General features: G+C 58.1%; 13 protein-coding genes. 10 read left to right on the forward strand and 3 right to left on the reverse strand.

Annotated elements, in window-relative coordinates:
• The first annotated feature begins 133 nt into the window (after positions 1-133).
• Positions 134-1,225: a porin gene (locus R6X40_RS28475; RefSeq protein WP_318418227.1), complete on the forward strand. Its 1,092-nt coding sequence runs from the start codon at positions 134-136 to the stop codon at positions 1,223-1,225.
• A gap of 117 nt (positions 1,226-1,342) precedes the next feature.
• On the opposite strand, the gene R6X40_RS28480 is transcribed toward R6X40_RS28475, so the two are convergent.
• Positions 1,343-2,236 carry an alpha/beta hydrolase gene (locus R6X40_RS28480; protein ID WP_318418229.1) on the reverse strand — a complete coding sequence of 298 codons (894 nt, stop codon included), beginning with the start codon at positions 2,234-2,236 and terminating at the stop codon, positions 1,343-1,345.
• A 127-nt stretch (positions 2,237-2,363) separates the two neighbouring features.
• Entirely contained in the window at positions 2,364-4,436 is a 2,073-nt protein-coding gene (locus R6X40_RS28485; protein ID WP_318418231.1) for a lytic transglycosylase domain-containing protein, read from the reverse strand.
• Between the two features lie 299 nt (positions 4,437-4,735).
• On the opposite strand from R6X40_RS28485, the gene dapA reads away from it, so the two are divergent.
• Together dapA and smpB are read left to right on the forward strand one after the other, a co-directional pair.
• Positions 4,736-5,620 carry a 4-hydroxy-tetrahydrodipicolinate synthase gene (gene dapA, locus R6X40_RS28490; RefSeq protein WP_318418233.1) on the forward strand — a complete coding sequence of 295 codons (885 nt, stop codon included), beginning with the start codon at positions 4,736-4,738 and terminating at the stop codon, positions 5,618-5,620.
• Positions 5,620-6,096, forward strand: a complete 477-nt coding sequence (gene smpB / locus R6X40_RS28495) for an SsrA-binding protein SmpB (protein ID WP_318418235.1) — start codon at positions 5,620-5,622, stop codon at positions 6,094-6,096. The genes dapA and smpB overlap by 1 nt, the downstream gene beginning before the upstream one ends.
• Positions 6,097-6,173: 77 nt before the next feature.
• On the opposite strand, the gene R6X40_RS28500 is transcribed toward smpB, so the two are convergent.
• A complete protein-coding gene (locus R6X40_RS28500) occupies positions 6,174-6,752 on the reverse strand; it encodes an NYN domain-containing protein (RefSeq protein WP_318418236.1) in 579 nt (192 codons plus the stop codon).
• Positions 6,753-7,335: 583 nt separating this feature from the next.
• Here R6X40_RS28500 and rpoZ point away from each other — a divergent pair.
• From rpoZ to rnc, 7 genes are all read left to right on the forward strand, one after another.
• Complete coding sequence (rpoZ, locus tag R6X40_RS28505; RefSeq protein ID WP_318418237.1) at positions 7,336-7,746, forward strand: DNA-directed RNA polymerase subunit omega; 411 nt, start codon at positions 7,336-7,338, stop codon at positions 7,744-7,746.
• A gap of 161 nt (positions 7,747-7,907) precedes the next feature.
• Positions 7,908-10,130 (forward strand): bifunctional (p)ppGpp synthetase/guanosine-3',5'-bis(diphosphate) 3'-pyrophosphohydrolase, encoded by a 2,223-nt coding sequence (locus tag R6X40_RS28510; protein ID WP_318418238.1) that lies wholly within the window; start codon positions 7,908-7,910, stop codon positions 10,128-10,130.
• 279 nt (positions 10,131-10,409) lie between these two features.
• Positions 10,410-10,562, forward strand: coding sequence for a DUF3563 domain-containing protein (locus R6X40_RS28515; protein WP_082546971.1), 153 nt, complete (start codon positions 10,410-10,412; stop codon positions 10,560-10,562).
• Positions 10,563-10,876: 314 nt separating this feature from the next.
• Positions 10,877-11,341, forward strand: coding sequence for a DUF2062 domain-containing protein (locus R6X40_RS28520; RefSeq protein ID WP_318418240.1), 465 nt, complete (start codon positions 10,877-10,879; stop codon positions 11,339-11,341).
• Positions 11,342-11,433: 92 nt separating this feature from the next.
• Positions 11,434-11,841, forward strand: a complete 408-nt coding sequence (gene acpS / locus R6X40_RS28525; protein ID WP_318418241.1) for a holo-ACP synthase — start codon at positions 11,434-11,436, stop codon at positions 11,839-11,841.
• Positions 11,842-12,043: 202 nt separating this feature from the next.
• A complete protein-coding gene (gene lepB, locus R6X40_RS28530; RefSeq protein ID WP_412178488.1) occupies positions 12,044-12,778 on the forward strand; it encodes a signal peptidase I in 735 nt (244 codons plus the stop codon).
• Positions 12,775-13,491, forward strand: a complete 717-nt coding sequence (gene rnc / locus R6X40_RS28535; RefSeq protein ID WP_318418244.1) for a ribonuclease III — start codon at positions 12,775-12,777, stop codon at positions 13,489-13,491. The genes lepB and rnc overlap by 4 nt, the downstream gene beginning before the upstream one ends.
• Positions 13,492-13,508 lie beyond the last annotated feature (17 nt).

The raw sequence follows: 13,508 nt of genomic DNA on the forward strand, positions 1-13,508 counted from the left end.
TGTGCGTGCCGATCCTGGAGCGGCATAAATAGATCTCAGCAGGCGCTAAGCTGTTGGTCTTCCCGAAGCTGGTCGGGGTTGCGCAGGGGAGACCAACAGCGCTTGGTCGGTTATCTCTGACTGGAGGTCAGAAATGAACATCAAGAGCCTTCTTCTCGGCTCCGCTGCAGCTCTCGCAGCAGTATCCGGCGCCCAGGCAGCTGACGCAATCGTAGCTGCTGAGCCGGAACCAATGGAATACGTTCGCGTTTGCGACGCATTCGGTACTGGTTACTTCTACATCCCGGGCACGGAAACCTGCCTGAAGATCGGCGGCTACGTCCGTTTCCAGACCAACTTCGGTCGTGACCAGGTACAGAAGGGTGCTTTCGCAGGCAACGGTTCGTCCAGCTGGGATACGTTCACACGTGGTCAGTTGCAGTTCGACGCCAAGAACGACACTGAACTTGGCACGCTTGAAAGCACGATCGTTCTGCAGACCAACGCCGACGCGGCTGGCAACAGCGACTCGACTTTCCTTGATACGGCTTCGTTCGCGATCGCTGGCTTCAAGTTCGGCTACTACTACAGCTGGTGGGACGACGGCATTGCCGGCGAAACCGACGCTCTCGCAACCAACACCCTGTTCAACTCGATCTCGTACACCTACGATGGCGGCGCATTCAAAGCCGGTATCTCGGTTGACGAACTCGAAGGTATCGGCCGTGGTGGCGCGTTTGCTCCGACACAGCTGCCGAACGACTTCGGTCGTAAGGATAACGGCGTTGGTGTTGCTGCCATGCTGTCCGGCTCGGTCGGTGGCGTAACGGCTACCCTGCTCGGCGCATACGACACAGAGCGTGAAGAAGGCGCCATCCGCGCTATCTTGTCCGCTGAACTCGGTGCTGGCACGTTCAACCTTGCTGGTGTCTGGGCATCTGACCCGAACGCATACTACAACGAATCCGAATGGACCGTTGCAGCATCGTACGAGTTCAAGGCAACCGACAAGCTGACCATCACTCCGGCAGCTCAGTACTTCGGCGACTACGCTTTCATCAACGGTGTTGATGCATGGCGCGTTGGTCTGACGGCTGGCTACCAGATCACAGACGGTCTGAAGGCTCTCGCGACTGTCCAGTATCAGGACATCGACAGTGGTTCGTATTCCCGTGCTGGCACGACGACCAACTTCAACGGCAATGATTCGACAAGCGGTTTCCTCCGCCTGCAGCGCGACTTCTAATCTCTGGTTTCATATCAGTGATGGAAAGCCCGGTCGAAAGACCGGGCTTTTTTCGTTTGGTTGCTTTCGCTACTTTGGTGCTTTCTCGGCGCAGGCTGTGTCCAGGCGCTTCTCTTACTAAATCGTGTTGATGAACGCCGCGATTTCGGCAAGCAAATCCGGACGATGCAAAAGCGGTGCGTGTCCTTGTCCCGCTGCGGTTACGGATTTCATGTCCGGATGCCGTTGTCCCATCTCCGTGAAGGTGGCCTGTGATAGAATGCTGGAGTTTTTACCCCGGATGACCATCAACGGCATTGTCTGAAATCCCTGATAGAGTTCCCAGAGATCCGGAACCGGCGTGCTAGAATCAATGCTTTTCAGGGGCTCGATCAGGGCCGGATCGAAATCGGCGACGATCATGCCGCTCTTTTTCCGGAAGATCGCCTGCGCCATATCTTCCCAGTCTGGGTCATCAAGAGCCGGGAAAGCGGCACCATGCACCCGTTTCAGACTTTCGATGGCCTCTTGCCAGGACTGCGGCGGCTGTTGCGCTTCCAGATATTGCCGGATCTGCAGCAGACCGGCGATTTCGATGACCGGCCCGATGTCGTTCAGTACGACTGCGGCGAGTAGAGCCGGGTGCAGAGTGGCGAGAAGATGCAGGATCAGCCCGCCGCGTGACGTGCCGATGAAGATCGCCCGCGCGATCTCGAGAGCGGCGCATGCGCTCAGGACATCCTGGGCTTCGACGGGCAGTTGATACCGGCTTTTATCCGTGTCCCAGTCCGAAAAACCGCGCCCCCGATAGTCGAGCGCGATGACGCGGCGTGGATTATCCGGATGGGTTGAGAGCCGTGTTGCCAGAAGGTGGAAATCGCGGCTGTTGCGGCTGAGGCCGGGCAGGCAGACGATCGGAAGCGCTGCCACTGTCCGCGGATCGTCATATCCGTAGTCGCGGGCATAAAGCTGCAACCCGTCGCTGGCTGAAAACCGGTGTTCCTGAAAACTAGTCTTGCTGGTGCTCGTCACGATGTCTCCCTTCGATGAATGCTGGGAGAATCATAGCGGATCACGTCAGTCCCGAAAGAGGGGCGGGCACTTTATGTCTTCCGGGAGATTCGGGATTTGTGGCTGGCAGGCTACGGGTGGTTCGTCGTCAGCGCCCCATCCGTAGATCTTGCACAATATCGGCCGTCTGCCCGAGCCGGGACTTGTAGACCTGATAGTTCTCCATCACCCGCTGCACGTAGTTTCGCGTTTCGGCAAAGGGAATACGCTCGATCCAGTCGACGACGTCATCGATCGACTTGCCACGCGGGTCGCCGTAGCGGTTGATCCAGTCCGGCACGCGGCGAGGACCGGCATTGTAGGCGATGAAGGTGAGAATGTAGGAGCCGCCGAAATCATCGATCTGCTCGCCAAGGTAATGCGCTCCGAGCGTGGCATTATAGGCGGTATCTGTCGTCAATCGCTCCTGGGAATAGGCAAGGCCATGCCGGCCGGCGACGCCTTTGGCCGTGCCCGGTAGGATTTGCAACAGTCCGCGTGCATTGGCAGGCGAGATCGCTGCCGGATTGAAGGCGCTTTCCTGGCGGGCAATCGCATAGGCCAGCGCCTTGCCCGCGCCACTGATATTGGCATTTGCCGGAATGACGCCGATCGGGAAGGCGAGGGCCGCAACGTCGATCCCGCGGCCAAAGGCGAGTTTGCCGATCTGCAGCGACAGTTGGTGCCCACCGGCTTTTTCTGCGCCGGCTGAAAGGATGGCGAGTTCTCCCGGGCTGGTCAGTTCCTCGGCCAGGGCCCGGTAGAGATTGTCAGCGCGCCAGCCATGCCCTGCCTCCTCCAGCCGCGCGATAGCTTGAACCGCTTCGCGGCCCTCGAACCGCGCGCGATCATCGGCCGTCGGTGACGGGTAGGTGACGTTCAGCCCCTTACGGCCAAGCCGGGCTGCCGCAAGTTGCCCGTAGAATGTGCCGGGAAGGGTAGCCGCTTTGGCAAAATACTCTTTTGCATCGCCGGGAGCACCTGCCTCGGCGGCGCGTCCCATCCAGTACCAGGCACGCGAAACCGAAATTGGCCGGTTGGACGCCTTCAGGATGCGTTGAAAGTGCTGCGTTGCAACCGACGCGTCCTTCAGCCCGCGCAGGGCAAACCAGCCGGCATGGAATTCCGCATCGACAACATCGGCCGGGGCAACCGCAGAGTTGTTTGCCGCGATCGCATACGCGGCCTTGAATTTGCCTTGGTCCAGCAGACCCCGGCTGATGATCCGTTGCTCGACCCACCATTCACCCGGATTGACGAGCGCGTCCTTGTCTTTCGAAAGACCGGCCAGAAGCTTGGCTGCCTCTTCGTATTTCTCCTGCTTGCGCAGATATTCGACTCGAATGAACAGGTAGGCCGGTTCGTTGGACCAGGAACGGTCGACAGCGGCAATCAACGCCGCTGCATTATCTGCCTTCTTGGCAACCGCGATCCACGCGCGGTAAAGCGATTGCGCCTTGCCGAGATCACTGAAACGGGCGGCCTGGTCGAGACGGCCGCGATACAGCAACATTTCCATGCGCCGTTTGTGGTCTGCCACCGTCAGAAGGCTCGGAAACTCTGCGAGAATCTTGGTTTCGGTCTCCTTGTCGAGGGCATCTTTCAGCCAGAGGCCACGCAGCAATTTTGCTGCCGCGTTCATGTCGCCTGTCTGCTGCAAGGCGCGCGCCAGAATGATGGTGCCATCGGCTGTTTCCGGCCGGGTCGTGCCAAAAGCCGCGAGAATATCGGCGGCGGCCGGGTTCTCGCGGTACATCGCGCGCTCGGAATTGGCTCGTAGCGCGCCAAGCCCTGGCCAGCCCTTCAATTCCTGCTGTGCGGCGGCAATTTCATAGGATGGTACGCCCTTCTGCCCGGAGGTGGCGATGGCCCAGGTGAGAATATGACGGTCGAGCGTACCCTTGGCCATGGCATTGCGCGCCACGATTGCCTTGCCTGCGTCCTTGTTGGAAAGAGCGTCCAGTCCCATTTTCAGGGGCGAGTTGACGGGTATCGAGGCCGTGGCGGAGATGATGGAACCTGTGACTTCAGGGGAAGGGGCTCGTCCGGTCTTCACCTGTGTCTGTGGTTTCGCCCGGGGCAGTGGCGCCTGAAGGTCTTGCGCTGAAACGGTCAATGTCGAAAAAAGCATTGCCGATGCACCCAGCATCGCAATCATGTGGCGAAACATATGACCACGCATTCAGAACCCCACGCTTCCCCACAATAGTCTCTCATTTGGCGACGCAATTGTTACCGAAAGATTACCCGTTTCCATTCAATCCCACAAATATTGACACGTCCTTGTCGGCGGTGGGGCGAGCACCGATATGCGGAAAATCGCCATTGATACCGGTGTAATAGACGGGAACCGGCAACGAATGGCGCGATAGAGTGCTTGCCGCAGGCACGTCACATGATTAAGGTGCGCCAGTTTTCTAACCATGAAATGCGGCTAAAGCGTGGGTTGGTTTCAAGCTCCCGGGCCGTCAGGAGTCGTGCATGTTCAAGGGATCCATTCCCGCACTTGTCACCCCGTTCACCGCTTCCGGCGCTGTGGATACGGATAGCTTTGCCGCGCATGTCGAATGGCAGATCAGCGAAGGCAGTCACGGTCTGGTTCCGGTGGGTACCACTGGTGAATCGCCCACTTTGTCACACGCCGAGCATAAACGCGTGGTGGAACTGTGCATCGAGACCGCGGCCAAGCGCGTACCGGTGATCGCAGGCGCTGGCTCCAACAATACGACAGAGGCTGTCGAACTGGCTCAGCACGCCGAAAAGGCGGGCGCAGACGCCGTTCTGGTGGTGACACCGTATTACAACAAGCCCACGCAGAAGGGGCTTTTTGCCCATTTTGCAGCCATCGCCGAGAGCGTGAAGGTGCCGATCGTCATCTACAACATTCCCGGCCGCTCCGTCGTGGACATGAGTGTCGAAACGATGGCCGCGCTACACAAGGCCTATCCGTCGATCATCGGCGTCAAGGACGCGACCGGCAAGATCGAACGCGTCTCCGAGCAGCGAATGGCCTGCGGCGCAGGCTTCGTGCAGCTTTCGGGTGAGGATGCAACGGCACTTGGCTTCAACGCCCATGGTGGCATCGGCTGCATCTCGGTCACCGCCAATGTGGCGCCGCGCCTCTGTGCCGAATTCCAGGAAGCGACCCTTGCCGGCGATTATGCAAAGGCGCTGGATTACCAGGACAAGTTGATGCCTTTGCACAAGGCGATCTTTATGGAGCCGGGCCTGTGCGGCGCCAAATACGCGCTCAATCGCCTGCGCCAAATGAGCCGCACAGTCCGTTCGCCGCTGTTGTCGACGCTGGAACCAGCCACGGAAGCCGCCATTGATGCCGCGCTACGCCATGCGGGGCTGATGAACTGATGGCACCCAAAGGCAGCCAGCGTGTGGTCAAAAAGATTGTCGCGGAGAACCGCAAGGCCCGCTACAATTACGAGATCATGGATACCTACGAGGCCGGTCTGGTTCTGACCGGCACCGAGGTCAAGTCGCTGCGCGAAGGCAAAGCCAATATCGCCGAATCCTATGCCACCGACGAAGGTGGCGAGATGTGGCTGATCAATTCCTATCTGCCGGAATATCTGCAGGCCAACCGTTTCAACCACGAGCCTCGCCGCCGTCGTAAACTCTTGCTGTCGAAACGCGAAGCGAATCGGCTGCAAAGTGCGATCAACCGCGACGGCATGACGTTGATCCCGTTGAAAATCTATTTCAACGATCAGGGCAGGGCAAAGCTGGAACTGGCGCTGGGCAAAGGCAAGAAGTTGCACGACAAGCGTGAAAGCGAAAAGGAACGTGACTGGAACAGGCAGAAGAGCCGGTTGATGAAGGACCGTTAGTTCGCTGCTTGTCAGTGGGAAAGAACACTGGGATCGAAAAAAAGGGACCGGCTGATTGCAGCCGGTCCTTTTTCATTTCAGTCGTTGAATTCTTCGCTGACCGGCTCGGTCACCCGCACCGGGCGCTCTGAAGGGTCGCGGCCGACTTCGGCCTTCAGGCTGACAAGCTCGATGAAGTGGTCTGCCTGCCGGCGCAGGTCGTCGGCGATCATTGGTGGCTGGGTCGCCATGGTCGAGACGACGGAGACCTTGCGGCCCTTGCGTTGCAGCGCTTCCACCAGCGTGGTGAAATCGCCATCACCGGAAAAAATCACCAGGTGATCCACTGTTTCGGACTGTTCCATCGCATCGATGGCCAGTTCGATATCCATGTTGCCCTTGATCTTCCGGCGCCCGAGGGAATCGGTAAACTCCTTGGCGGGCTTTGTCACAACCTTGTAACCGTTATAGTCTAGCCAATCGATCAAAGGCCGGATCGATGAATATTCCTGGTCCTCAATCAGCGCCGTGTAATAATACGCCCGAAGCAGATAGCCGCGCTTCTGGAAGGCCTTGAGAAGCTTGCGATAATCAATGTCGAAACCAAGGCTTTTCGACGCAGCGTACAGGTTGGCCCCATCGATGAAGAGCGCGATTTTTTCGCGTGGGTCGAACATCGTAATTCCTTTTTGTTGTCTCAATGTTTTTTGTTGTCAACCTTAGCGAGCGGAGGCGTCCTCGGTGGCAGAACAGTCGAATACATTAAGGTTCCATCATATTCCAGCGTTCTAAGCCAGCATTCGCTTTAGTCTAAGAAAATTCCGCTTGGAATAGCTATTTCTCGCAGTTTTTTGCTAAAAATATGAAATATCCCGCTTTGATTAGATTTTTTTTCTGATGGCCTGGGTCGGGTGCTCTCGGCGAAAACGTCAATTCCTCCATGGCTCATCAGGATTTAACGATATTCAATCATCATTTAAGCGGATGTCAAAGCCAATCGATTGGGAGTGGTTACCTGGATGTCGTTTTTGTCTCCAACACCGCTGCAGCCCTGATTTCCGGATATCTTTTTTGGCATTGCAGGAAAAACTTGAATTTATGCGGTTTTGATTGTATCGGGCAGGGTAATTCCTGAAATCGGAGCCGCGGATACCGTCAAGCCGACGGCTGGACGGGTTCCGGTGTTGTTAATCAGCGCAGCAGCGGACGTCTTACGGCATCCATGATTTTAGCTGCGCTCTTGAGATCCAAAGGACAGGCATGGCCCGCGTCACCGTTGAAGATTGCATCGACAAAGTCGATAACCGTTTCGAGCTCGTACTTCTTGCAAGCCATCGTGCCCGCCTGATCTCGCAGGGGGCTGCGATCACCATCGATCGTGACAACGACAAGAATCCGGTCGTCGCGCTGCGCGAAATCGCCGACGAGACGCTCTCGCCGGGCGATCTCAAGGAAGACCTGATCCACTCGCTGCAGAAGCATGTCGAAGTCGATGAACCCGAGCCCGATCCAGCTTCGATGATCAGCGGCGATGCTGGTTCCGTCTTTGCCGGACAGTCCGGTGAAGACGACGATCAGCCGGAAGTCGTGACTTTCGACCGCATGTCGGAAGAAGAGCTGCTGGCCGGTATCGAAGGCCTGGTTCCGCCGGAAAAAAGCGACGATTATTGAGCCAATGCGGTGTCCGGCCTCTTGGCCGGACGCGCTGCTCTGATGCAATGCCGCGTTTTCGTTCAGAATTCGCGCAACGCCGGTATTTGCAAAGCAGTGCGCCACTCCTACGATTGGCGCACTTTTTTTGTTTTTCGGACCTTTCCTGGAGTCCCTCGCGGATGATGCGCCAATACGAGCTCGTTGAGCGCGTTCAAAAATACAAACCCGATGTAAACGAGGCGCTGCTCAACAAGGCGTATGTTTACGCCATGCAGAAACATGGCCAGCAGAAGCGGGCGAGCGGCGATCCCTATATTTCCCATCCTCTCGAAGTCGCAGCGATTCTCACCGAGATGCATCTCGACGAATCGACCATTGCGGTCGCTCTGCTGCACGATACGATCGAGGACACCACGGCGACACGCGCCGAAATCGACGAGCTCTTTGGGGAAGACATCGGCGCGCTGGTCGAGGGGCTCACCAAGATCAAGAAACTTGATCTGGTAACAAAAAAAGCCAAGCAGGCGGAAAACCTGCGCAAGTTGCTTTTGGCGATTTCCGACGATGTGCGCGTTCTGCTCGTCAAGCTTGCTGATCGTCTGCACAACATGCGCACCCTCGACCATATGTCGGCGGAAAAGCGTGCCCGGATTTCTGAAGAGACGATGGATATCTATGCGCCGCTTGCCGGCCGCATGGGCATGCAGGACATGCGCGAGGAGCTTGAAAACCTCTCCTTCCGCCACACCAATCCGGAAGCCTTTGAAACGGTCACCCGCCGCCTTGACGAGCTGTCGACCCGCAATGAAGGGCTGATCAGGAAGATCGAGGCCGAGCTGGACGAGCTGCTTCAGGCAAGGGGCTTGACGGGTACGATGGTTAAGGGGCGGCAGAAGAAACCCTATTCCGTCTTCAAAAAGATGCAGTCGAAGTCGCTCTCCTTTGAACAACTCTCGGACGTCTGGGGCTTCCGCATCATCGTCGCCGATATTCCCGATTGCTACCGGGCGCTCGGGATCGTCCATACGCGCTGGCGCGTCGTTCCCGGCCGGTTCAAGGATTATATCTCGACACCGAAGCAGAACGACTACCAGTCCATCCACACGACCATCGTCGGTCCGTCCCGCCAGCGTATCGAATTGCAGATCCGCACGCGTCTGATGCACGAAATTGCCGAATACGGCATCGCCGCCCACACACTCTACAAGGACAGCGTCGAGCCTGTCGGCGAGGTCAAGCTGTCGCCGAAGTCGAACGCCTACTCATGGCTGCGGCGGACGATCGAATCGCTCGCCGAAGGGGATAATCCGGAAGAGTTTCTCGAGCACACCAAGCTTGAACTATTCCAGGATCAGGTCTTCTGCTTCACACCGAAGGGTCAGCTGATTGCGCTGCCGCGCGGCGCCACCCCGATCGATTTTGCCTATGCCGTTCACACCAATATCGGCGACACCTGCGTTGGCGCGAAGATCAACGGCCGGATCATGCCGCTGGTGACACGGCTCAACAACGGCGACGAGGTCGAGATCGTCCGCTCCGGCATCCAGGTGCCGCCACCGGCCTGGGAAGAGATCGTCGTGACCGGCAAGGCCCGCGCCGCCATCCGCCGCGCCACCCGCGCTGCTGTGCGCAAGCAATATTCCGGCCTCGGTTACCGCATCCTTGAGCGCACGTTCGAGCGGGCCGGAAAATCCTTCACCCGTGAAGGGATGAAGCCTGTCCTGCATCGCCTCGGCCATAAGGAAATCGAAGACGCGATCGCCGCCGTTGGCCGTGGCGAGCTGTCTTCGCTCGATGTGCTGCGCGCTGTCTATCCCGATCATCAGGACGAGCGGGTGACGGTCAAGCCCAATGATGAAGGCTGGTTCAACATGCGCAGTGCTGCAGGCATGGTCTTCAAACTGCCGGGACGCCCCAAGGACATGTTCGACGTGCTGGACAGCGAGGGGCCTGAGGCTCTGCCGATCCGCGGGCTTTCCGGCAATGCCGAGGTCCATTTCAGCGCGTCCGGCGCTGTGCCGGGCGACCGTATTGTCGGCATCATGGAAAAGGACAAGGGGATCACTATCTACCCGATCCAGTCGCCGAGCTTGCAGAAGTTCGACGACGAATCGGAGCGCTGGATCGATGTGCGCTGGGATCTCGACGAGGCGAACAACACTCGCTTCATGGCGCGCATCCAGATCAATGCGCTCAACGAGCCGGGTACGCTGGCCGAGATCGCTCAGGCGATCGCCACCAGCGACATTAATATCCGGACGTTGTCGATGGGAGGGGTGGCTGCCGATTTCAGCGAATTCGAACTGGATATCGAGGTTTGGGATCTTCGCCAGCTCAACCATCTCGTCACTCAGATCCGCGACCTGCCGAGCGTTTCCACGGTCAAGCGCGTGTTCGAGTAAGGCCTGCGTTGCCCTTGCGCACAGGATTGAAATCGACAGTCAGCTCTCCGCCTCGTGCGCATGGTTCGACGGCTGGCGGAAGATCGTGTCTATCTTTCGCCATGATTGATGGCCGTTTCGCATGGCTTGGCGGCAATTGCACTTTGATTGTGCATTCTCTGGGGCGAAAACGTGCAGGGCATGCGCGCTGCGCATGGCTGCCGCCTCTTTGTAGCTCTAGTGAAGGGCGGTGGGTTCGACTATCTTCAGCGTCGGGAGGTAAACAAAAAGAGGTTTACCATGTTTAAGCAACTGAAGAAGATCACCAACGCCCTGCGCGTCCCGTCTGTCGAAGACCGTGAACTGAACTATCTCAATGGTTCGCTCGACCGGATCGACCTGGAATACCGTCAGCGTCAGATCGACCGCGGCCTGTTCCGCAACTCGTTCTAAGCGAACTGACCGTCCGGCTGCCTGTCGATACAGGCTGCCGGGACCTATGCACAGAGCGTATGGCGGGGCTGGCTTTTGCGCATGACGCGCAAGCGTATTGAGCGGCCGACAATGATTGCCCGGCATGTGGCATATTTGCGCTTCCCATTCCGGAAGTGCTGATTTCCGCGCAACTGCCATTGAACAGCCATATCCGCATCGTCTATCAGAGCATTATGTTGTTCAGACGCAAGAAGCCGGCAACCTGGTCGGGCAAGCTCCGTGAGTTCCTGTGGCCGCGAAAAGGTTTTTCGCGCGGGCCACGGTATTTGGCAATGCGCGTGCTGAGGATCTCGTCATCGCCGCACTCGATAGCGGTCGGCGTCGCTGCCGGTGCTGCGTCTTCGGCAACCCCATTTGTCGGTTTTCACATCCTCATCGCGCTCGCTTTTGCCTATCTGTTGTCCGGAAACATGATCGCAGCCGGCATATCGACGGCGCTCGCCAATCCACTGACCATCCCGTTCATCCTGGCGGCCACCTACGAGGTTGGTCTGATCATGCTTGGCAGTGAGGGTAACGGCGCCATGGCCGGTCAGGATATCCTCCACATGCTGCGGCATCTTGAGATCTCCCATTTGTGGGAACCGGTTTTGAAGCCAATGCTGATTGGCTCGGTGCCGCTTGCAGCCGTCAGTGCCGTTGTTTTCTATGTCGCGGCTTTCTATGCGGCCAAACTGTTTCAGTCCCGGCGGCATATCCGCCGCCAAGGCAAGATACAGGCACGTTCAGTCGCCTGAGCTGACGATCTTTGATTTCTGACATATTTTTAACTTGGCAGAGGGCGGACTGTTTGCTCTTGTTGTATTTTCACTAGGGTATTTTCATTTCGATGATTATCGGCATCGGCAGTGACCTGATCGACATCCGGCGTATCGCCAGTTCGCTTGAGCGTTTCGGCGAGCGGTTTAGCCATCGTTGCTTTACCGATGTCGAGATCCGCAAATCGGAAGGCCGCAAGAACCGCGCCGAATCCTATGCAAAGCGGTTCGCCGCCAAGGAAGCCTGTTCCAAGGCGCTCGGCACCGGATTGGCGCAGGGCGTCTTCTGGAAAGACATGGGCGTCGTCAATCTGCCGGGCGGTAAACCGACCATGCAACTGACCGGCGGTGCCGCCGCGCGGCTTGCCGAAATGCTGCCGGCCGGTCATCGCGCCGTTATCCACCTGACCATTACCGATGATTTTCCCTTGGCGCAGGCCTTCGTCATAATTGAGGCTCTGCCCGTTGCTCAAGATTGAGGAAGCGTTTAGAGCATGTCCGGATGACGTGGACCGTATAATTGGGCTCAAGTTTATTTGAAAGGACGGCGCCGCGCACGATATGCGTCAGGCAGCCTCCAATCGGATGACCCGGCAGGATACGGAACCCCAGGCAATATAGCCGCCCCGCTTTGCAGCGAGTGCGGGATCAGATCAAGGAACAAGTCGCGTGGCAGAAAATATCGACAAGAAGCAGGGCAGTGGCCTTTGGGAAAACGTCAAGGTCATCATCCAGGCGCTTCTGCTCGCCGTGGTGATCCGCACGGTGTTCTTCCAGCCGTTCACCATTCCGTCGGGCTCGATGATGCCGACGCTTTTGGTCGGCGACTATATCTTCGTCAACAAGTTCGCCTATGGCTATTCGAAATATTCGCTGCCGTTCTCACCCGACCTGTTCGAAGGCCGCATCTTTGCCAGCGAACCCAAGCGCGGCGACGTCGTGGTGTTCCGCTTCCCACCGAACCCGGACATCGACTACATCAAGCGCCTGATTGGCCTGCCGGGCGACAAGGTCCAGGTTCGCGACAGTATTCTCTACGTCAACGATACCGCTGTTCAGCGCGTGCCGGACGGCATGTTCCGTGCCGACGACCAGTATGATACCGGCGCTGACGTTCCGGTTTTCCGTGAGACCCTGGACAACGGCGTCAACTTTGACACGCTTGACCAGTTCCCGGATTCGCGCGGCGACAACACCCGCGAGTTCATCGTTCCTGAAGGCCATTATTTTATGATGGGCGATAACCGCGACAATTCGGCAGACAGCCGTTTCGATGTTGGCTTCGTTCCGGCGCAGAATCTTGTCGGCCGCGCCTCGATGATCTTCTTCTCGCTCGGCAACGACACGTCCTTCCGTGAAATCTGGAAATGGCCGACAAACCTGCGCTACGACCGCCTGTTCAAGAGCGTCGAATGAGCAAGGGCCGTTCGCTGAACACCGAGGACCGCCAGCGGCTTGAAGCCGCGATCGGTTACAGCTTTGTCCAGAAGGAACGGCTCGACCGGGCGCTGACTCATGCCAGCGCCCGCAATGCCAAGGGTTCCAACTATGAGCGGCTGGAGTTTCTGGGCGATCGCGTGCTCGGCCTCTGCGTGGCCGAACTGCTGTTCGACACCTTCAAGGATGCCGACGAGGGTGAGCTTTCGGTCCGGTTGAACCAGCTCGTCAGCGCTGACAGTTGCGCGCTTGTCGCCGATACGCTGTCGCTGCATCTCTTCATCCGCACTGGTGCGGACGTGAAGAAGCTCACCGGAAAATCGATGCTTAATGTGCGCGCCGATGTGGTAGAGTCGCTGATCGCGGCGATCTATCTCGACGGTGGACTTGAGGCAGCGCGCGGCTTCATCCAGCGTCATTGGTTGTCGCGAGCAAGCCGGGTCGATGGTGCGCGTCGCGATGCCAAGACCGAACTGCAGGAATGGGCCCACGCCAAGTTCGGTGTGACGCCAAGCTACCGGATCGACGATCGCTCCGGCCCGGATCACGACCCGCGCTTCACGGTGACGGTCGAAATACCCGGTATCGGTCCCGAAACGGGCATCGACCGGTCCAAGCGCGCCGCCGAACAGGTGGCCGCCACCAAGATTCTGGAGCGCGAAGGCGTCTGGAAGAAAGCGACGACGGCCTGATCTGTCCGGAGGTACGG

The organism is Rhizobium sp. PL01, assembly GCF_033447125.1.
Classification (GTDB): domain Bacteria; phylum Pseudomonadota; class Alphaproteobacteria; order Rhizobiales; family Rhizobiaceae; genus Pararhizobium.

Coding starts and splice junctions, on each gene's coding strand:
- R6X40_RS28475 (WP_318418227.1), top strand. CDS start 134: ATGAACATCAAGAGCCTTCTTCTCGGCTCCGCTGCAGCTCTCGCAGCA.
- R6X40_RS28485 (WP_318418231.1), bottom strand. CDS start 4,436: ATGCGTGGTCATATGTTTCGCCACATGATTGCGATGCTGGGTGCATCG.
- dapA (WP_318418233.1), top strand. CDS start 4,736: ATGTTCAAGGGATCCATTCCCGCACTTGTCACCCCGTTCACCGCTTCC.
- smpB (WP_318418235.1), top strand. CDS start 5,620: ATGGCACCCAAAGGCAGCCAGCGTGTGGTCAAAAAGATTGTCGCGGAG.
- R6X40_RS28500 (WP_318418236.1), bottom strand. CDS start 6,752: ATGTTCGACCCACGCGAAAAAATCGCGCTCTTCATCGATGGGGCCAAC.
- rpoZ (WP_318418237.1), top strand. CDS start 7,336: ATGGCCCGCGTCACCGTTGAAGATTGCATCGACAAAGTCGATAACCGT.
- R6X40_RS28510 (WP_318418238.1), top strand. CDS start 7,908: ATGATGCGCCAATACGAGCTCGTTGAGCGCGTTCAAAAATACAAACCC.
- R6X40_RS28515 (WP_082546971.1), top strand. CDS start 10,410: ATGTTTAAGCAACTGAAGAAGATCACCAACGCCCTGCGCGTCCCGTCT.
- R6X40_RS28520 (WP_318418240.1), top strand. CDS start 10,877: ATGCGCGTGCTGAGGATCTCGTCATCGCCGCACTCGATAGCGGTCGGC.
- acpS (WP_318418241.1), top strand. CDS start 11,434: ATGATTATCGGCATCGGCAGTGACCTGATCGACATCCGGCGTATCGCC.
- rnc (WP_318418244.1), top strand. CDS start 12,775: ATGAGCAAGGGCCGTTCGCTGAACACCGAGGACCGCCAGCGGCTTGAA.